Below are 20100 nucleotides of genomic sequence, written 5' to 3' on the forward strand. Positions count from 1 at the left end.
GTGAAGCAAACGCTTCTTTTATATTAATTTCATGCGAAACTAATAAGTATCCGGCATTAGCGCTAATTTCTCAGCGTTATTCCAATCTAAAGGGCATGTTAAGTACGTGTTACTCACCCATTCGCCGCTAAGTTCCGAAGAACTCCGCTCGACATGCATGTATTAGGCACACAGCCAGCGTTCATCCTGAGCCAGGATCAAACTCTCGAAAAAATTGACTGTCATGTATTGTATATATCTAGTTTTCAAAGAACTTTATTTTGCAATTTGTTTGCTTAAATATGATAACATGATTTTTAAAATAACAAAATATTTTTTTAAATATTTTTTATTTTTTTAAAAAAAGCCGATTGATCAGAACGGCTTTTTATTTAATTAGTATATTAATAAATTAAATTAAACCTTTTGCTTTTAAAGTCTTTAATGTTTTTGCACTTACTCTAAGAGTTTTTTTAGTACCATTAATATTTACTTTAACTTTTTGAAGGTTTACATTAAACTTACGCTTTGAAGCATTCATTGCGTGTGAACGTTTATTACCAGTTTGTGGTCCTTTTCCAGTTAAGACGTCTCTTCTAGCCATAAATAATCCTTTCTTAATATTAGCTAATATATTATTAAAATATTTATAAAGCTTATTTATTATAGCAAAAACTTTAAAATTATTTCTTTTTTTAATCTAAAACTTCTTTAAACATATCAATTAGTTCTTTATAAGTAAAATTAGGATTATTCTTAGGTAAGAAAATAATTTTTTCTAAAAGATTTAAAGTCATAACTTCAATTTCATTTCCGATTAAACCAAAACGGTAAAAAAGTGAATTTAAATAATAAGCAAACAGAACACTTACTTCTTTACAGTTTTGCATCATTAAAATATTTGATGAAGCATCATATTTATAATATGTAGAAAAAATCAATACAAACAAAATCGCCATTTTTCATTTTCTATCTTTTATTTTTAAAACATTTATGTGAGAAAATATATTTTTTATGAATCTTAAATCCCTTTTATTGAGACATATGTTTGTCATAAAATCAGACCAGTTTTTCTGCACTCACACACCAGGTTTTTCTTTTCCTTTAAAAATATATGTTTCATTTCTAAACAAGCAAAAATACAAAATAAAAATGGTGTAAATAATTTTTCTTTCATTATAACTATATTTATCAATTTTAAAATCTATATTAACCTTCTGATTATGAATAAATAATTTTGAAATTTTTTTATCTAAATCAGGATTCGTTTCTCTTTTATTAGATTTATTTAAAAATTCATAAATTAAAATAGCTTTCTGTAAATTTCAGTCTGCATTGAATTTGAATTCCTTAAAGTAAGGTAATAAAAATTTAGTTTTCCTTTCAATTTGTTTTAAATATAAATAAAATATGTCTAAAAACTCAGCAACTTCTTTAATATTTGTTTCATTAATAAAATTAAACTCATCAAACACTCTGAATAAAAATTCGTAAGGAGAATTGTAAATATAAAACTTTAAAGGTAAATGTGCTAAATTAAAAATTTCAATGACTTTATATCTGAAAATCTTTACTCTGAAATAAAGATAAGGTAGCAAATAAGAAAATAAATTAATATTCATACGAAATTCAATATCTTTTTGTTCTTGAGTTCTATTTTCATTAATTTGTGAACCCTTATGAATATTATTTTTAAAGAAATTTATTGTTTTTCAAATTTGATCATATATTTCATCAAAAATAAATTTTTCAAAACCAAGATAATTATCTAAATTATAATTATGAACTTTTGATAAATTTACTTTTATTTTGTTTTGTTTTTTAAAAAGAAAATAATCAAAGTTTCGAAAATATGATAAATTCAATAATTTCATTAAATCTAAGGAAGTTTCTAATTTATATAATGTTTTTGAAAAGACATTGCAATTTCCATCACATTTAATTTTCACTTCATTTTTATGAAAAATTGTGTTTTGAAAATCATCAAAAGTTAAAGTAATATTATCTAAAATACGATCTCTTTTGTAATCTTTAAAATGCTCCTCTAAATTCTTTTTATTACAGGTTTCAAAATGAATTTTTAAATGTGTTTCATTTTGTGCACTATTTTTAGCATGGACGTTTAAAATAAGTAAAATTTTGTTAACAAATAAAAAATTTAAATCTTCAAATAAAAAGTTGTTAGTAATTAAAAAATGTTCAAACGATTGTCGTCACATATTTAAAGTATAAAACTAATTTAAGTAATTACCAACTATTTGATTTGCTTTCCACAAATTTTTATAAAATACTTATATGAATTTCTTTAAAAAACTAATAAATAAAATAACTAACAAAAGCAATCAAAACGAAATAACATTAAATAATTCGGAAAATTTTGATGAGTTTTATCAACAAAAAATAGAAAAATATCAAACAGGTTTATCTAACGCTTCTAATTTCGGAAAAAAATTACTAGAACTTCAAAACTCACACACTAAAATTGATGAAAATTACTTTGAAGATTTGGAAGAATTATTAATTATGAGTGATATTAACTATAAGTTAGTAAATATAATAATAGATAAAATTAAGTCAGAAATTAGAACAAACCAAATCACAGATATAAAACTAATTAACGAAATTATTGCTGATCAGCTTTTTATAATATATGCTAATAACTCAGTTATTAATACAACATTAAATTTTGATGATTCGCGAAAAACCAATGTTTTTATTTTTGTAGGTGTAAATGGTTCAGGAAAAACAACTTCTATTGCAAAAGTAGCATATAAATACATAAAACAAGGTAAAAAAGTTTTAATTGCTGCTGCAGATACATTTAGAGCTGGAGCTGTTAATCAGCTGCAAGTTTGATCAGATAGAATTGGTGCTAAAATTGTTAAACCTGATAAAGAAGGTCAAGATCCCGCTTCTGTTGTTTATAAAGCTATGCAAAAAGCAGTTGATGAAAATTATGATTTAGTAATCATCGATACAGCTGGTAGGTTGCAAAACAAGATAAATTTAATGAATGAACTAGAAAAAATGATTCATATTATTCAAAAATTTGAGGCTAGTGCTCCACACGAATCTCTTTTAGTTTTAGATTCAACAACTGGTCAAAACGGACTTAGTCAAGCTAAAATTTTTAAAGAAGTTGCTAATTTAACCGGAATAGTATTGACAAAACTTGACGGAACCTCAAAAGGTGGAATTGTTTTATCAATCAAAGACGAGTATGATTTAGATGTTAAACTTGTAGGACTAGGCGAGAAATTAAATGATTTACAAGAATTTGATTTAGATTTATTCATTTATCAAATGATGAAAGATATTATTCATGAATAAAAAAGATATACAGAATGTAGAAAAGTACACTTTTCTTTTTGAAAAATATAGCAATTTTTTAACACAAAATCAAAAGCAAGTTTTTCAACTTTTTTATTTTGAAGATTTATCGTACTCAGAAATTGCTGAAATTTTAGCAACCAGTAGAACAGCTGCGTATGATACACTAAAAAAAGCTACACAAAAATTAGAAAAAGTAGCTTCTAAAGTAGATAATTCACTTCACTAAATTTATATTTGTGAAGTTTTTTATTAAATTCTTGTTTTTATATTTTTAGCAAAGTAATATAAAATGTGCTAAAATTATTTTAATTATGAATAATAAAGATTTATATAAGATTTTAGGCGTTGATAAAAATGCAACACAACAAGAAATTAAAACCGCTTACCGTAAATTAGCAAAAAAATATCATCCAGATATTTTAAAAGACGGAACTAGCGATCAAAAAATGAAGGATTTAAACGAAGCTTACAGCGTTTTATCAGACGAAACAAAACGTAAACAATACGATCAATTTGGTTACGACGGAATGAATAACGCAGGTGGATTTAATGCGGGTGGATATGATTTTTCTGGTGGTTTCGGAAATTTTGGAGACTTTTTTGAAAATATTTTTTCAGGTGGTTTTGGTGGATTCTCAAGCAGTAAGAACTCTAACGCACCAAAAAAAGGACAGGATTGACAAGTTACTGAAACAATTTCATTTACAGAAGCAATTCAAGGTGTTAGTTTTGAAAAAGAATTTGATAAATTCGAAACGTGTTTACAATGTGGTGGTTCTGGAGCAGAAACTAAAAGCGATATACATACTTGTCAAAAATGTAGTGGGCAAGGTTATGAACAAAGAGTTCAAAACGGCTTTTTTGGACAAAGAGTTGTTATGGGAGAATGTTCACAATGTCATGGTGAAGGTAAAATCATAACTAAAAACTGCTTAAAATGTAATGGAAAAAAATATATCAAAACCAAGAAAAAAATCACTATCAATATTCCAGCGGGAGCTTCTAACTCAACAAGATTAAAATTGTCTGGTTTTGCAGGTGCAGGAACTAATGGTGGACCTTCTGGAGATTTATACATTAAAGTTAATGTGAAACCGCACAAATTTTTTACTCGCGAAGGTAATGATATTTTAGTTACATTGCCAGTTTCTTTTATAGATTTATATTTAGAAAAAAATATTTTGGTTCCTACTCCTTATGGAGAAGAAAAAATTAAACTTAAAAAGTCTTACCAAAATGGTCAATATATAATGTTAAAAGGTAGAGGAGTTAAAACATCAAGTAAAACAGGTGATTTATACTTTAAAATTCAAGTTTTTACACCAGAATTTAATAGAAAAGATACAAAAATCTTAAAAGAATTATTCGAACAAGTTAATGATAATTCTAATCAAGAATTTATAGATGAAGTTAAAAAGGCTAAATAGAGTAAAGCAATGCATTTAATTGAATATTATTTGCATTGTTTTTTTATTGTTATAATTTAAAAGATATGAATAACAAATATACTGCTGATGATATTACGCAACTAAAAGGCTTAGAGGCTGTTAGAAAAAGACCAGGAATGTATATTGGTGGAACTGATGTTCACGGATTACATCATTTAGTTTGAGAAATTGTTGATAATGCAATTGATGAAGCTCTTGCTGGTTTTGCCAACAAAATTGAAGTTACATTAAAAGAAGATGGTTCTGTTATTGTCCAAGACAACGGTAGAGGAATACCTGTCGAAAAAGCAAAAGGACAATCTAAAACTGCAGTTGAACTCGTTTTTACTGAGTTGCATGCTGGAGGAAAATTTAATGGAAATGTATATAAATCTTCTGGTGGATTGCATGGTGTTGGTTCTAGTGTAGTTAATGCATTATCAACAAAATTAGCAGTAAATGTTTTTAGAGAAAATAAAGAATACTTAACCGTTTTTGTTCAAGATAAAATTATTGAAAGAACTCATTTTGTTGCTGATAGTAAAATAAATGGTACAAAAGTGCAATTTTGACCTGATTATTCATTTTTTAAAAAAGCAAGTTTGAGCTTTGATAAAATTTCTGAACGTTTACAAGAAAGCTCATTTTTAATTCCAAATTTAAAAATAATATTAAAAGATGAAAAAAATGATTTGATTAAGGTTTTCGAACATCAAGATGGTTTTATTGCTTTTTTAAATTTTTTAAACGATTCAAAAACACAAATAACAATTCCTTTTTCATTTAGTGAAGTTAAAAAAGACATAGAAGTTTCTTGTGCTTTTCAGTGAACAGATTCTTATAATGATTTAATTTTAAGTTTTGTTAATAACGTTAAAACTAAAGATGGTGGAACACATGAAATTGGACTAAAAAGTGCAATAACTAAAACATTTAATGAATTTGCTCAAAAAGAAAATATCTTAAAAGGTAAAAATCTTTTTGATGGAGAAGATATTCGTGAAGGATTGACTTGCATTTTATCATTAAAAGTGCCTGAAAACTTACTAGAATTTGTAGGTCAAACAAAAGATAAATTAGGCACACCTGATGCAAAATCAGTTGTAGAAGAAATAGCATCTAAATACTTGGAAACCTGAATCGCTGAGAACAAGCAAACAGCTAAAAAAGTTTTAGAAAAAATCAAACGGGCTCATGAACTAAGATTAGAAGAAAGAAAAAGAAGAGAAGAAGTTAGAAAATCTAAAAAAGCTTTAAAAGAAAAAACTATTTTAAGTGATAAGTTAACTCCTGCGACATCTAAAAAACCAGAAGAAAAAGAGTTATTTTTAGTTGAGGGTGATTCTGCTGGAGGTAGTGCCAAAAGTGGACGTGATCGAAGATATCAAGCTATTTTACCATTACGTGGAAAAGTGATAAACAGCGAAAAATCAAAGCTTATTGATATTTTAAAAAATACTGAAATCAGTACAATTATCAATACTATTGGTGCGGGTTTTGGTAAAGATTTTGATATTTCAAAATCTCAATATGACAAAATTATCATCATGACTGACGCCGATACTGATGGTGCACATATCCAAATTTTATTATTAACTTTTTTCTATAGATTTATGAAACCTTTAATTGAAGCTGGAAAAATATATATTGCATTACCTCCACTTTACAAAGTAAACAATAAAAGCAAAAAAGAAATTATTTATGCATGAGATGATGATGAGTTGAAAGAAATTTTATCTGAAATTAAAGGACAAACAGAATTACAAAGATATAAAGGTTTGGGCGAAATGAATGCTGATCAACTTTGAGAAACTACAATGAATCCTGAAACTCGAACTTTAATTCAAGCGACTATTGACGATGCTAGTCTTGCAGAACGCAGAGTTAGCACATTAATGGGTGATAATGTTACAGTGCGTAGAGAATGAATTGACAATAATGTTGATTTTAATTCTTATGATGATTTTTTTGAAATTATTAATAATTAAAAACATCCTGGTTTTCTACCAGGACGTTTTTAATTTATACTGTTTTTGCTAGGGTATTTAGAAACTTTTGTTCTTTTAATTTTGGGTAAATGTAAAACCATTGTAAATTCACCTTTAATTTCGTTTTTTTCTTTTAATTGATTTAAAACTTCTAAAGCATTCCCGAAATATCAACTCTCATGCACTTTAGTAACTTCTCTAGCTAAGCAAACTTGTGCATTGGTTTGAAATACTTGATAAATATCATTTAGTGTAGATTCTATTTTATGTGGAGAAACATAAAAAATATAAGTTCCTAATTCTAAATTAGTAAGTTGATTAATTCTTTGTTGACTTTTATCTTTAATGAAACCTAAAAAAGTGAATGTATTATCAAAAGAAGAACCAACAAAAGCTGTAATTGCCGCATTTACTCCAGGTACTATTTCTATAAAAATCCCATTTTCTTTTGCTAATCTAATAATTTCAAAACCAGGATCGGACACAACCGGCATTCCGGCATCCGAAACTAACGCAACAGATTCTCCTGAGTTTAAAATAGATAATAATCCTTTTGCAGAATTTTTTTCTGTGAAATTATTGTATGTCATTAATTTTTTGTTTTCAATTCCAAAATAATTAAGTAATTTCTGAGTTACTCGAGTATCTTCGCAAGCAATATATTTCACTTCTTTTAAAATTCGTAATGCTCTAAAAGTAATATCTTCCAAATTTCCGATCGGAGTACCTACAATATATAATTTATTGTTCATATACCTCCATTAATTCAATTAATAATTTTTCTTTTTGTAAAATAAAATTACCTTTATTTTTAATGCTTTCTAAAAAATCACTAATTTTATCTATTACCAAAATTGAATTTGAATTTTTCTCATCTAATTTTTGACTTATTTTTAAAATTCTATCTAAATACTTATTATCTCAGTTATGATTAGAAAATAATCATTTGCTTCTATGAATAAGCATAATTAATTTAAAAAGAAAAAGATTTAAGTCTTCATTGTCTTTTTCTAAATGTTTTACTAAAAAAATATATAAATAATAATTATTTTTTCTTTTTAACATCTCGATGTATGCTGAGCATAATTTATCAAATAGTTGTATATAATCATCATTAACATATTTTTTTGCCAGAAAAATATCATTCGCAATTCATGAAGCAATTAATGCAAAAGGTTCTAAAATACCATTACCTATAAATTGAGAATAAATTTCAATAGATTTTAAAGGCTTAATAATAATTTTTTGTGCTCGAGAAAGTATTGTTGGTAACACGTGAGAAATATTATTTGTCGCAATTATAATAACTAAATTTTCAGTTGGTTCTTCAATACTTTTTAAAATTGAATTTAAACTCTGAATGCTAAAATGTTCAATTTGATTAATAATAATAACATTAAGATCGTTATTGTTTTTAAAAGTCGCTTTTCAGAAAACTTCTTCGAGTTTGTCTTTTGTAAAATCATTGTTAAAACCTGCTAAAAATAAATTATTCGGCAATATTTCTTGGCTAAACGTCTTAACCTCATGATTTAGAAAGCAATTAACCAAACTAAGTAATTCAGCCTCAAAATCATAGTGATTAGGAGCACTTAATAAATAAAGATGACTATTCTTTTTTAATGCGATTTGTTTTTTTAAAGAGTTAATAATTTCTGGATTAATCATGTTGTTTTAAATATTGTTGAAATTTAGGATTACTTATTAAAGCATTATAAACGTCTTTAAAAACTTCATCAGCAGTTTTAGATGCATCTACAATTAAAAAGCGATTAGGCTGTTCGTTTATTAATGTTTGATATCCATTGTAGACTTTTTTATGAAAATCTTCTTTTTCTTTTTCTAGTCTATCAATAATTAATCTATTCCCTTCACGACGTTCACGAGCTTCTTGTGGAGAAATATCAAAAAATATTGTTAAATCAGGATAAGTATTTTTAACAACTAAGTCGCTTAATTGTTTAACAAAATCATATCCTAAACCTCTTGCAAATCCTTGATAAGCAAAAAAACTATCTAAATATCTATCACAAAAAACTATTTTACCTTCAGCTAATGAAGGTCAAACTAATTTTTCTAAATGCATTCGACGACATGCTGTATACAAAAGAGCTTCTGATTCATTTGATAACTTTGTGTTATTGTGCAAAATCATTTCTCTTAATTTTTCAGCTTCAGGAACGTTTTCGCCTCCTGGTTCTCTTGTTTTAACTATTTTTAAATTAGGATATTCTACTAATAATTTGTGATAAATTTTATTTAAAATTGTCGTTTTTCCTGAACCATCTAATCCTTCAAAAGTAATAAACATATAACCTCCTATTTACTACGATTTATCATTGACATTTTCAACGTGATTTCGTCAATATAATCAACGGAAGAACCCAATGGTAATCCAATAGCTAACTGACTAACTGAAATATTTTTACTAATTAAATATTTTTTTAAAATTTGTTTAGTGATTTCACCTTCATAAGTTGGTGAAATAGCCAATATTACTTCATCAAATTTTTCAGCATACTCAACTAGAGTATCAATTTGATCTTTGATTTTAATTATGTCTTTTTCGTTTTTAATCAAGTTTTTAAAAACAAAATATTTTCCATAATAAAATTTTGCTCTCTCAATTTTCTCTATAATTCCAACGTTTTCTACAATAAGCAAAACATTATCTCTTTGATTATTTTCGCAAATTTCACAATTACTATCTAACTCTTTTGCATTTCCACAAATTTCACAAAAAGTTATTTTTTCTTTAATTTTTTTAATATCATTTGCAAGTAAAAAGACATCATGTTCTGGATTATTTAAGATTCAAAGAACCATTTTTTCAGCTTGTTTTTTACTTATGCCTGGAACTTTTTTAAATCTGTCTATAAATTCTTGAATAATTTTTGAATTAAACACTAAAATCCTAAACCACCTGGCATTTGTGGCGCTAATTTAGCCTCTTCTTCTTTAACTAAATCAATAGCTTCGTTAATTGCGATAACAATTAAATCTTCTAAAATTTCTTTATCTTCTGGATCAATTAATAATTCATCAACACTAATTGATTTAATAGTATGATTTCCTAATACAACTACTTTGATTCCTTGTTTAGTTACTGTGAATTCTGTTTTTTCTAATTCTTTTTGTTTTGACATCATTTCTTCTTGCATTCTCTTTAATCTTCTAAGCATTTCTGGGTTCATAATTTACTCCTATCTTTTAATTTTAATATCTGGCCCAAAGATTTCGTAAGCTTTTTGCTCAGCTAAATCTATGTCATGATTTTGTAATTTTAATTTATCAGGACCTTTGAAATTTAAAATAATATCTTTACCACGTTCTTTTCATTTCATCATGTAATTTGCAATAATTTCTTTTTCATCTTTTGTAATTGGAAAAACGTGTAAATAAGTACCAAATACATCTTTAAAAAATTGCTGTAAAGTCTTACTATGTTTATTTTTATTTAATTCAGCAATTTTGCTTTCCTCAGCAACAATAATTATGTAATTACTATGTACTCCTAAAATTTCGCATCCATTAAGTATTTTAAGCACAGCTTTAAATTCTGAATTAGCTGAAATTTGTAAGTTACTCAAAACATTTTTTAATTCATATAATCATCTTTTACTTCTATTTCAAGCTTGAACATCGAAAAATAACTTAGCAAATAACTTAGCTAAATATTCACTGTCTTTTTCATTTTCGATTGCAGACAGATAATCTAAACTAATTTCTTTAGTATTTAATAATGGATTGCTTTCAATAATTTCATTAGCAGTAATATCGGTATCTAAATCTTTTTTGTCGCCATCAAGCTCATTATCAAATAAAATAAACTCATCTGTTCTTTGAATTTCTTGATCGTATTTTTCATTTATTTCTTTTGTCTCTTGAAAAATAGGATTTTCTTCGCCTAACTCTAAGTAATCTTTAGATGTTAATTCTTTATTTACTTTTTGTAATTGCATTTTTTGAGAAATTAGATTTTGATTATTTATACTATCAATTGTTGTAGTTATTGTTTTTAATTCTGAATCAGCAAAAGTTTTTTGAACATCTATTTCTACCTCTACTGTTTTTTGAGGTTTTAAATTAGCTATTTCTCGTACTTCATTAAAATATTGAACAGCCTTTGTTTTTGATTTTTCATTAATTGGACTTTCTTTTTCTTCTTGCTGTTCAACAAGCTCTTCTTTTTGGATATTTGGTTTAATAGCAATATTAGAAGCAAGATTTTCAGCTAGCTGAAATGATTTAGAATCAGAAATTTTACTTTCGTTATTGTTTTGATAAACTTTATCTTTTTTTGAAATTGTTTCTTCTTTAAAAATTACAGTTTTTTGAATTTCTGGGTAAACATTGTTTTGTTGGCTAGTAAAAACAGGTTCTTTAAAATTATTTATAGAATTAACTAACTTAATTAAACCTAACTGAATTAATTCAAAAGGTATTTCTTTTTTATGAATTTTTACCATAATTTCGTAAAACTCATTAGATAAAATGATACCTTGATTTAAATTTTCGATTTTGATACTTTCTATTTGTTCTTTTGTTAAATTATTAAGAATATTTATATTTTTAGTTTGATTAAAAATTAATCATTCTTTAACAACAGTAATTAAATTCAAAATTAGTTGAAAAGGATCGATACCCTCTTCGCTTAATTCATGAATCCTTGGAATAACATAATCTAATTTTTTTTCAACTAAATTATTAACTATTTGAATACATTCTTCAAAAGATACAATTCCAAAGTTTTTTAAAATAACTTCATTAGAAACCTGATTATTACCAAATGCTGTAGCTTGTTCTAAAATAGAAAGAGCGTCTCTCATACCACCACTTGATAATCTCGCAATTGAATGTAAAGCATCTAATTCATATGAAATTTTTTCTTGTTTTAAAATTCATATTAAATGATTTAAAATTTCCTTTTCACTCATTCTTCTGAAATTAAAACGTTGAACTCTTGACAAAATTGTAACCGGAATTTTATGAGCATCAGTTGTAGCTAAAATAAAAATAGCATGTTTTGGCGGCTCTTCTAAAGTTTTTAATAAAGCATTAAAAGCATTTTTTGTTAGCATGTGAACTTCATCAATAATATAGACTTTGTAACGCGATTCTAAAGGTGACTGCTCGATTTTTTCTTTTAAATCTCTAATTTCATCAACTCCATTGTTAGAAGCTGCATCTAGTTCGATAACATCAACAGAACTATTAATTTTTCGCAAGCAGCTTGAACATGCTTTAGTAACATCTTCACCATGCATGCAGTTAATAACATTTGCAAAAATTTTCGCTACAGATGTTTTTCCTGTCCCTTTAGGACCACTAAATAAATAAGCATGAGAAATTTTTCTTGATTCTACAATATTTTCTAATGTTTTTATTATGTGTTCTTGACCCACTACATCTTGAAATCTTTGCGGTCTATACTTACGATAAAGTGCTTTATATTCCATATTAAACCCTTCCATGCTTTGTGTTTAATAATTATATTTAATTTATATTTAAAATTGATAAATTAACTTATAAATATAATTTAGATCGATTTTAAATTGAAAATTTTATTCATTTAAGAATTTCTGTAAAAACCTCAAAAAAAGTAAAAAATTAAAAAATAATAAAAATTTTCAAAAAAAATTAAATTTATTACAATTTAGTTATGATTAAAGTCAATAACATTTCTTTTAAATATAATTTAGAATCTGAAAAAAACGTTTTAAACAATGTTTCTTTTGAAATAAACAAAGGTGAATACGTTGCCATACTAGGACATAATGGTAGTGGTAAAAGTACATTATCTAAAATTTTGGTTGGACTTCTAAAACCTAGTGATGGTTATATTTCAATTGATAATGTTGTTTATAGTAAAAAAACACTCAAATTTGTTCGTAATAAAATAGGTATTGTTTTTCAAAACCCAGATAACCAATTCATTGGTTCTAGTGTTGAAGATGATATTGCTTTTGGTTTAGAAAACAAACTTTTACCACACACCGAAATGCAAAAAAGAGTTTATGAGTTTGCAGAACGTGTTGATATGAGCAAGTATTTAGAAAGAGAACCTCAAACATTAAGTGGTGGTCAAAAACAACGTGTTGCGATAGCTAGTGTTTTAGCACTAGATCCTGAAGTGATTATTTTTGATGAAGTGACATCAATGTTAGATCCAAAAGGTAAAAATGAAGTTTTAAAAATAATTAGCGAAATTAAAAATAAAAAAGATAAAACCTTAATTTCTATTACTCACAACATGGACGAAGCTATTTTAGCTGATCGTTGCTTGGTTTTTGCTCAAGGAGAATTAATTGCTCAAGGAACACCTAAAGATATTTTAAATAATAAAGAAATTATTGGCATAGCAAAAATAGATTCTCCTTTTATTTATAAGTTAAGTAGTTTAATTGAAGGAGTTAATCCAACATATTCAAAAGAGGAGTTAATTTCAGAAATATGCAAATAAAAATTAAACATATAAGTCATATTTTTAATAAATCAACTCCGTGAGAATTTAAAGCTCTGGAGGATGTTTCATTAAATATAGAACAAGGCGAATATATCGGAGTTATTGGTTCAACAGGTAGCGGAAAAACTACTTTAATAGAACACTTAAATAATTTACTTGAACCTACAAGTGGATTAATCGAATGATCTTTTTCTGATCCAAGCATCAAGCAAAACCCAAAATTATTACGCAAGTGACAAAAGCGTAAACTTAAATACGCAAAATCTTTATCTAAACAATTGGTTAAAAGTACTAAAAATAAAATAAATAAATTTAAAAATGAATTTAAAGAACAGAATTATAAAAAAATGCCATCTGCAGAATACTCTAAAAAGTTAGAGGAGGGAATTAGAGAAATTGAGACAAATTATGTAAAAAATTCTTCTCTAACTCACATGATTTATTTAGTAAAACACTCAGATGTGGGTGAATTATTCTTTAATGCAGGAAAAACTGAATGAAAAAGCTTTTTACATAAAAAGAGTTTTAAAATAATCCGCCAAAAAGTCGGTGTTGCTTTTCAATTTGCCGAATATCAATTATTTAAAGCAACAATATTAGAGGATATCGCTTTTGGGCCCATTGCTTTTGGTATGTCTAAAGAGAAAGCATATGAGCTCGCAAGAAAATGTCTAGCTACTGTTGGCATGCCAGCTGAATACGAACAAAGAAGCCCTTTTGAATTATCAGGTGGTCAAAAAAGAAGAGTCGCTTTAGCGGGTATTTTAGCAATGCAACCTGATTGCTTAGTAGTGGACGAACCTACTGCAGGACTAGATCCTAAGGGTGTTGTAGAAATCTTAGATATATTATCGGATCTTCACAAGCAAGGAAAAACAATAATTAATGTTACCCATGATTTAGATAATATTTTAGAAAGAGCAAATAGAATTTTACTGCTTAAAGATGGTAAGCTTATTTTAGATGATACTCCTTATAATGTTTTAAACAATGTCCCTCTTTTAATTGAAAACAATTTGCAACCTCCCAAAATTTTAGAATTTGTGCATGAGCTACGTTTAAAAGGGATTCCTGTACCTGAAGTTCACTCAATCGAAGAACTTGCAAGTTATTTAACAAAGTATAGAAAGGAAAAAAATGAATAGTATTTTCGGTCGTTTTATTCCTGGTAAGGGTTTTTTATATCGTCTAGATCCTAGATTAAAATTAATTATGACAATTTGTTGTATTATTTTAGTTTTCTTTATACCTACTTTTTATGGATTAACTTTTTTGCTTTTAACCTTAATGATATCTCACATTTTTGTCACCAAAAGACCACGCAGCACTTTGAGAATGATTAAAATACCTCTTTTTATCAGTATCGTTTTAATGGTAGTAAATATTTACACTTTGGATCTTCAAACAATAATTAAATTAGATTACTATCCAAACTATTTTTGAACACTTTTTTCAAAAAGTGCACCAGCATTTTACCAAGATAAAGATAAACCTTTATTAGAATATGCGCAAAAAATTTATGAGTCTCATGGTTTAGAATGAACTCATCCAGAAGGTAAAGGACAAATAAATTATTATGTAATTTCATTAGCATCTCTAAATCGTACAGTTTCTCTTTTATTTAGAATTTATATTATGATTTTAGCAATGTCATTACTTACAAATACAACTCGTCCTATTTTACTCACCAAATCAATAGAAGATATTTTATGACCTTTTAAACTTTTAAAAATGCCGGTTCATATAGTAGCTATGATAATCTCGATAGCTTTAAGATTTATCCCAACATTATTAGATGAAGCAAATCGGATTATGAAAGCTCAAACTTCACGTGGTGTTTCATTTAAGCACGGTAGTTTTAAAGAAAAAATAATAGCATTAACAACACTTATTATTCCGTTATTTGTTTCAAGTTTTGCTAAAGCAGAAGATTTATCCAATTCAATGGAAACTCGTGGATATGATCCTTATGAAAAAAGAACTAAATATCGTTTACTTTCATTAAATTGAATTGACTTTGTGATGGGCTTTATTTTAATTTTAGTTGTTGTTGGTGTTGCTTTATCTTCACATTTTCAAGGTGTTTATGCTGAATCATTACCAAACTTCTTATTATGATTTAGAATTATTTAAAAAATCTAGGTTTATAGCCTAGATTTTTAAATTATCAAATTTCAAAAATTTCTTTTTCATCACAATACATTTTATCTTCTGGAGTCAATTTATAGTGCTTTTGGAAATCTTTGCAAATTTTAAATTGTAAATTAATTCTTGCTTTACCAGGTGAGTGTGGATCACTAAGCAATCTTTTTTGAGCAATTGCAGGACGAGATTTTTCTCTTTCACAATAAGCACTGTTTTCGAAAAACTTCTCAATATCATAATCTTGCTCTGTTTTAGCAGCTTCTAACGCAACTAAAATTCCACCTTGATCTGCAATATTTTCTGACACAGTTAGCTCACCATTAATTTTTCCATGTTCAGTTTCTTGTTGATCAAATCATTTAATCATTAATTGTGTTTTTTCTTTGAAAGCTTCATAATCCTGCTCTGTTCATCAATTATTAAAGCTTCCATCACTGTCAAATTGTGCTCCATTATTATCAAAGGCATGTGAAATTTCATGCCCAATTGTTACACCCAGTCCACCATAATTTAATGATGAATTTCTACCATATTCATAAAAAGGCGCTTGTAAATAACCAGCTGGAAAAACAATTTTATTAGCTAGCGGATTAAAGTAAGCATTAACTTCATAAGAAGCCATTCCTCAGATATTTGTGTTAACTTTTTGTTTATATTGTTTAAAGTTATGTTTACGAACAATTTCATCAAAAGCATTCATGTTTGAAGTTAATGAACCACCTTGTTTGTAAGTTTGAACTTGAAAATCATCAAAAAAGCTGTAAATTTCATCTGGATAACCCACCATTGGTTGAATTTTATCTAATTTATGAATCGCTTTTTTAATAGTTTCTTTAGATAATCAATTATTTTTCGCTAAACGTTGCTTGTAAATATCAATAATCTTCTCAATCATTTTGATTACATCTTTTCGAGCTTGCTCACTAAAATTTGTTTTTCCGTAAAACACACTAAATGGTTCACTAAAATAACTAAGAGTCTTTTTGTAAGCTCATTTATTTGTAGATTGAGGTTTTTCTGCTCCGGTTTGACTTTGAGTAATTTTGAAAAACGCTTTTCTAGTACTTGGAGTTAAATATGAACCTGCTGTTAAAATTTCATGTAAATACATTAATGATTTAATGTCTTCAATTTCAATATTAGTATAAATTGCATCCAGGTTTTCAAAATATTTTAAGTTCGGAATTATTACTTCATCAACGTTTTGTCCCACAAGTTTAGTAGCATACTCATCTAATTTAAAAATTTTGCTAAGTTGAGCTAACTTTTCTGCATTCTTTTTGTTATATAACTTTTCAATTTGATTTTTTTCGACACTAGTGAGCTCATAAGTTGCAAATTCTTTATCTAATTTAATGGCACGCTCAAGAATTAGTTTAATTTCAGATTTACTCTTACCTAAAGATAGCATGTATTCTGTCGCAACTTCTTTAATTGATTTTAAAATTTCTTCACCTTTTTTAATTGAATAGTACTCTTTTGAAGGTAATAAAGTTTCACAACCACTTAATCAAAGAGTATATTTTGTATTATCAATAAAATCTTCTTCAACACTGAAAGAAAATGGTGCTCAACTTAATTTTTCATCGATTAATAAATAATTTTGTCCAAGTTCTTCAATTGAATTAATCTCTTCAATCATACTTAAATTGTTTTGAATTGGACTTCATCCCATTTTTTCTTGTTGCTTACTATTTTTTAGCATCTTGAAAAACTTAATCATTTCTTGAATTTTTGGATCATTAGGAATATCATCCTTATTTTTAGCTCAGTTACCAACTAATTGTAGTAATTCTTTTTCGATTTCTAAGTGATGTTCAGTATATGAACTAGTTCCACCTAAGTGGGCTGGAATCTTAGTTTTTTTCATTCATTCGTCATTTACGTAGTCATAAAAATCATCTTTTCTTAAATCTTTTGTCATTTTGCTTCCTTTTTTCTTAGCTCTTACTAATTTTTTTAATTTATGTAATTAATTTTATACTACTTTAATATCTATTGAATAGAAAAACTCTCTATTAAGTAGAGAGTTTTTCAAAATTCAAAATTAAGTAATTAAAAGATATTTTACATCAGAAATGTTTAATAATCCAAAACGTCTTGAATCTGTGCTGTTATCTAAATTAGTTCCCATTAAAAAGATTTTGTCATTAGGTATAGTAATATTTAAACTAAAATTGTTCATATCACCATGGAACTGACTAGAAATATCTACATCATTAACTGATATTATTCCATTTTGTCATTGAATTGTGTCTCCGGGTAAAGCTAAAATCTTTTTTACAATCAATTTGTCCTCAAAATTAGCGACTACAATTTGATTATTTCTTAAAGAAAATCATTTAGTAACTAAATGACTAGATTTATTTAAAAGGTCAGGAGACATAGAATCTCCTTCTACTTTAACTATAGAAAAACTTGTAAATCAAATAATTAGGAAAGCAATCAATATAATAAAAATAATAGAAAAAGAATAAAAAATCTTTTTATTTGATTTTGTCATTTTAATTTCTTAGTAGCTTAGCAGTATTTTTATTATAGTTTTTTATAGATACAAGTAAATAAATGAATGAAGAAATGATTAAAATAACAAATCAAATTCAAACCACATTTGTTAAATTTAAAAGTAAACTGTTACTAATAATATCTAAATTATCTATAAAGTTTGAAAACACTAAAAATACAGGGTAATATAAAGCCAGACCCACCAGTAAACTAATTAAGCTGATTGTAAAAAATGTCATGTAATGATAAATTAAATTTCAAGATAATTTTGTTCCTAAAACTTTTAATAAACCAATTTCTTTTTTCTTACTATCCGTTAAAGTTTTGGCAAAAATGATAACAAAAAGTAAACTAATAATTCCAATTGCAATTGTTAAAATATTAATTGTATAAATTGTTCCAGCTTGATTTAAGAGTAAAAGAGCAGTAACTGACTCAGCATATGAATTTACTTTTAAGTCCGGCAATTTTGTCTTTAAAAGCTCTTCATATTCAGGTATTTTTTCATAGTCTTTTAAATATAGTTTGAAACCTTTTACAAAGGTTGCAGAATTTAAAGAATTTCATAGCTGAGAGCTAATTCCAATGACATCATCTGCTAAAAAGTTATCAATAGTTACTTTCGCAACCATTTCAAAATCATCTACGCTTGTCTTGATAGAAAATAAATAATTCTTATCTAAACTTAAATTTCTTTTTTCGAAGCTAACTTGATTAAGTGAAACTTGCAGATCTTTATAATCATTTTTAGCTTCATAGCTTAAATTTTCTGAATTAGAGTTTTTGATAGCGTTTTCTCCGTTAAAAGGTCTAAAATTTCATTCAGCTTCAATTGAATAAGATCCATCATCATTAGGTCTTAATTTATTTTCTTTTTCTTGAATAATTTTTAACCAATCATTTGTTAATATAAAACTCAAGCTTTCTTTTTGTCCTAAAATATTTGTTCGGTTAATTCCAACAACTTTAAATTTAGTAACTTTAGAAATATCAGCATGAGGATTTGCGGTAATTCATAAATCAGTTGGGTTTTCTAAGCTAATTCGTAATTTTTCAGCAAGATCTTGTCCTAAAATGATTTGATTTTCATTTAAATTAGCATTACCTTCAATCTTATATTTTTTAAGTCTACTTTTTCAAAATTCATTATCATTAATTAATTCAAATCTAGGATTAATTTCAATTTTTCTTAAAGTTGGGTTAATGACAAGAACACTTAAAACTTCTTGATATTGAGGTACTAAATCAACTTCTTTGTCTTTTAGTATGCTTTGAATTTGATTTATTCTACTGTCGGTTATTAAAAAATTAGAATCAACCTGATTATCAAATAAATAAGATGAATCAATATGGATGTTGTCAATATTAGCTTCTAAAGCATTTTGTTGATTTTTTATTGCGTTTGCTGTATAAATATTGTACGCGTTAGCAACTAAACTACTAGAAAATCCAAGAAGAAATATAGTTAAAAAGAACTGTCAGATTTTTTTCTTAAAATCAGATAAAACAAATTTTAAAACAGGTTTTAATTTATGAATAAACTTGCTTTTATCTTGTTCAAGAGCTTTAGTTGCTTTTTCTTGTGTAGTATTTCGATCTAAATTTTCACTGATTTTTAACTCTTTTGTTTCAAAATTAAATAAATAATCATGGTATTTAAGAGCGGCTTCCTGGTCATGCGAAATAACAAACACTATTTTTTCTTTGCTTATTTCTTTTAATAAATCAAAAATAAGTTTTTTATTATCAGAATCTAAATTTCCAGTAGGTTCATCACAAATTAAAATTTCGGTATTTTCATGGCTTAAAGCTCTTAAAATTGCAAGTCTTTGTTTTTCGCCACCAGACAGATTTTTTGCCTTTCTATCTGAAATTTCATCACCAAGCTTAAAATATTCTTTTTCTCTTTTAAACCTGTCTTTCTCAAAGCTTTTTCCTAAAATATTGTGTGAAACAGATATATTATTGTAAGCTGATAAATCATTAAATAAATTAAAATCTTGAAAAACAAAACCAATTTTATTTTGCTTAATTAAATCTTGCGGAGTTTCTTTTCTTAGATTATTCTCTCATACAATCTCACCTTCATATTCCTTATCTAATCCGCTTATTAAATTTAAAAAAGTTGTTTTCCCAATACCTGATGGTCCGGTAATAAAAAATAGTCCCTTATCTATTTCTCATTCTAAATCCAAATTACTTAAAATATTTTGATTTTTAACTTTTTTGGATAATTTTTTTACTAATAATCTCATTA

The 20100-nt window shown here is 26.4% G+C and carries 18 protein-coding genes and 1 rRNA gene; 7 read left to right on the forward strand and 12 right to left on the reverse strand.

The window, feature by feature from the left end:
* The 3 genes from EI91_RS03140 to EI91_RS03150 all read right to left on the reverse strand — a co-directional run.
* Positions 1-213, reverse strand: a 16S ribosomal RNA gene (locus tag EI91_RS03140); the annotation flags it as partial.
* 178 nt (positions 214-391) lie between these two features.
* Positions 392-583, reverse strand: coding sequence for a 50S ribosomal protein L28 (gene rpmB, locus EI91_RS03145; protein ID WP_036452986.1), 192 nt, complete (start codon positions 581-583; stop codon positions 392-394).
* Between the two features lie 91 nt (positions 584-674).
* Positions 675-2198 (reverse strand): hypothetical protein, encoded by a 1524-nt coding sequence (locus EI91_RS03150; RefSeq protein WP_036452988.1) that lies wholly within the window; start codon positions 2196-2198, stop codon positions 675-677.
* A gap of 76 nt (positions 2199-2274) precedes the next feature.
* On the opposite strand from EI91_RS03150, the gene ftsY reads away from it, so the two are divergent.
* The 4 genes from ftsY (at position 2275) to EI91_RS03170 (ending at position 6727) form a co-directional block, all read left to right on the forward strand.
* The gene (gene ftsY, locus EI91_RS03155; protein ID WP_036452990.1) at positions 2275-3309 is read left to right on the forward strand and encodes a signal recognition particle-docking protein FtsY; all 1035 of its coding nucleotides are present in this window, start codon (positions 2275-2277) and stop codon (positions 3307-3309) included.
* On the forward strand, positions 3302-3538 hold the full coding sequence (locus tag EI91_RS03160) for a sigma factor-like helix-turn-helix DNA-binding protein (RefSeq protein ID WP_036452996.1): 237 nt from the start codon (positions 3302-3304) through the stop codon (positions 3536-3538). The genes ftsY and EI91_RS03160 overlap by 8 nt, the downstream gene beginning before the upstream one ends.
* Before the next feature lie 85 nt (positions 3539-3623).
* On the forward strand, positions 3624-4739 hold the full coding sequence (gene dnaJ, locus EI91_RS03165) for a molecular chaperone DnaJ (RefSeq protein WP_036452998.1): 1116 nt from the start codon (positions 3624-3626) through the stop codon (positions 4737-4739).
* Between the two features lie 65 nt (positions 4740-4804).
* A complete protein-coding gene (locus EI91_RS03170) occupies positions 4805-6727 on the forward strand; it encodes a DNA gyrase/topoisomerase IV subunit B (protein WP_036453000.1) in 1923 nt (640 codons plus the stop codon).
* Positions 6728-6756: 29 nt separating this feature from the next.
* Here the strand turns inward: EI91_RS03170 and rsmI are convergent, their stop codons facing one another.
* From rsmI to dnaX, 6 genes are read right to left on the reverse strand one after another with little or no spacing between them, the layout of a single operon-like run.
* Positions 6757-7479: a 16S rRNA (cytidine(1402)-2'-O)-methyltransferase gene (rsmI, locus tag EI91_RS03175; protein ID WP_036453002.1), complete on the reverse strand. Its 723-nt coding sequence runs from the start codon at positions 7477-7479 to the stop codon at positions 6757-6759.
* Positions 7469-8395 (reverse strand): AAA family ATPase, encoded by a 927-nt coding sequence (locus EI91_RS03180; RefSeq protein WP_036453004.1) that lies wholly within the window; start codon positions 8393-8395, stop codon positions 7469-7471. The genes rsmI and EI91_RS03180 overlap by 11 nt, the downstream gene beginning before the upstream one ends.
* Positions 8388-9038, reverse strand: coding sequence for a dTMP kinase (tmk, locus tag EI91_RS03185; RefSeq protein ID WP_036453006.1), 651 nt, complete (start codon positions 9036-9038; stop codon positions 8388-8390). Before tmk ends, EI91_RS03180 begins: the two co-directional genes overlap by 8 nt.
* 8 nt (positions 9039-9046) lie before the next feature.
* A complete protein-coding gene (locus EI91_RS03190; protein WP_036453007.1) occupies positions 9047-9634 on the reverse strand; it encodes a toprim domain-containing protein in 588 nt (195 codons plus the stop codon).
* Positions 9634-9921, reverse strand: coding sequence for a YbaB/EbfC family nucleoid-associated protein (locus EI91_RS03195; protein ID WP_036453008.1), 288 nt, complete (start codon positions 9919-9921; stop codon positions 9634-9636). Before EI91_RS03195 ends, EI91_RS03190 begins: the two co-directional genes overlap by 1 nt.
* A gap of 9 nt (positions 9922-9930) precedes the next feature.
* Positions 9931-12186 (reverse strand): DNA polymerase III subunit gamma/tau, encoded by a 2256-nt coding sequence (gene dnaX / locus EI91_RS03555; RefSeq protein WP_051789190.1) that lies wholly within the window; start codon positions 12184-12186, stop codon positions 9931-9933.
* A gap of 203 nt (positions 12187-12389) precedes the next feature.
* Here dnaX and EI91_RS03205 point away from each other — a divergent pair, with 203 nt between their 5' ends.
* Genes EI91_RS03205 through EI91_RS03215 form a run of 3 tightly spaced genes read left to right on the forward strand, consistent with a single transcriptional unit; the run spans position 12390 to position 15326 of the window.
* Positions 12390-13190 carry an energy-coupling factor transporter ATPase gene (locus EI91_RS03205; protein WP_036453010.1) on the forward strand — a complete coding sequence of 267 codons (801 nt, stop codon included), beginning with the start codon at positions 12390-12392 and terminating at the stop codon, positions 13188-13190.
* Positions 13181-14338: an ATP-binding cassette domain-containing protein gene (locus EI91_RS03740; RefSeq protein WP_036453012.1), complete on the forward strand. Its 1158-nt coding sequence runs from the start codon at positions 13181-13183 to the stop codon at positions 14336-14338. Before EI91_RS03205 ends, EI91_RS03740 begins: the two co-directional genes overlap by 10 nt.
* Positions 14331-15326 carry an energy-coupling factor transporter transmembrane component T family protein gene (locus EI91_RS03215; RefSeq protein WP_036453013.1) on the forward strand — a complete coding sequence of 332 codons (996 nt, stop codon included), beginning with the start codon at positions 14331-14333 and terminating at the stop codon, positions 15324-15326. Before EI91_RS03740 ends, EI91_RS03215 begins: the two co-directional genes overlap by 8 nt.
* A 31-nt stretch (positions 15327-15357) precedes the next feature.
* Here EI91_RS03215 and EI91_RS03220 read toward each other — a convergent pair whose 3' ends face one another.
* From EI91_RS03220 to EI91_RS03230, 3 genes are all read right to left on the reverse strand, one after another.
* Entirely contained in the window at positions 15358-17262 is a 1905-nt protein-coding gene (locus EI91_RS03220) for a M13 family metallopeptidase (protein ID WP_036453015.1), read from the reverse strand.
* A gap of 123 nt (positions 17263-17385) precedes the next feature.
* Positions 17386-17841 carry a signal peptidase I gene (gene lepB, locus EI91_RS03225; RefSeq protein ID WP_084178003.1) on the reverse strand — a complete coding sequence of 152 codons (456 nt, stop codon included), beginning with the start codon at positions 17839-17841 and terminating at the stop codon, positions 17386-17388.
* A gap of 1 nt (position 17842) precedes the next feature.
* Positions 17843-20098: an ABC transporter ATP-binding protein gene (locus tag EI91_RS03230; RefSeq protein ID WP_036453020.1), complete on the reverse strand. Its 2256-nt coding sequence runs from the start codon at positions 20096-20098 to the stop codon at positions 17843-17845.
* Positions 20099-20100: the final 2 nt, after the last annotated feature.

Origin of the sequence: Mycoplasma buteonis, assembly GCF_000733865.1 — a bacterium.
GTDB lineage: Bacteria > Bacillota_I > Bacilli_A > Mycoplasmatales > Metamycoplasmataceae > Mycoplasmopsis > Mycoplasmopsis buteonis.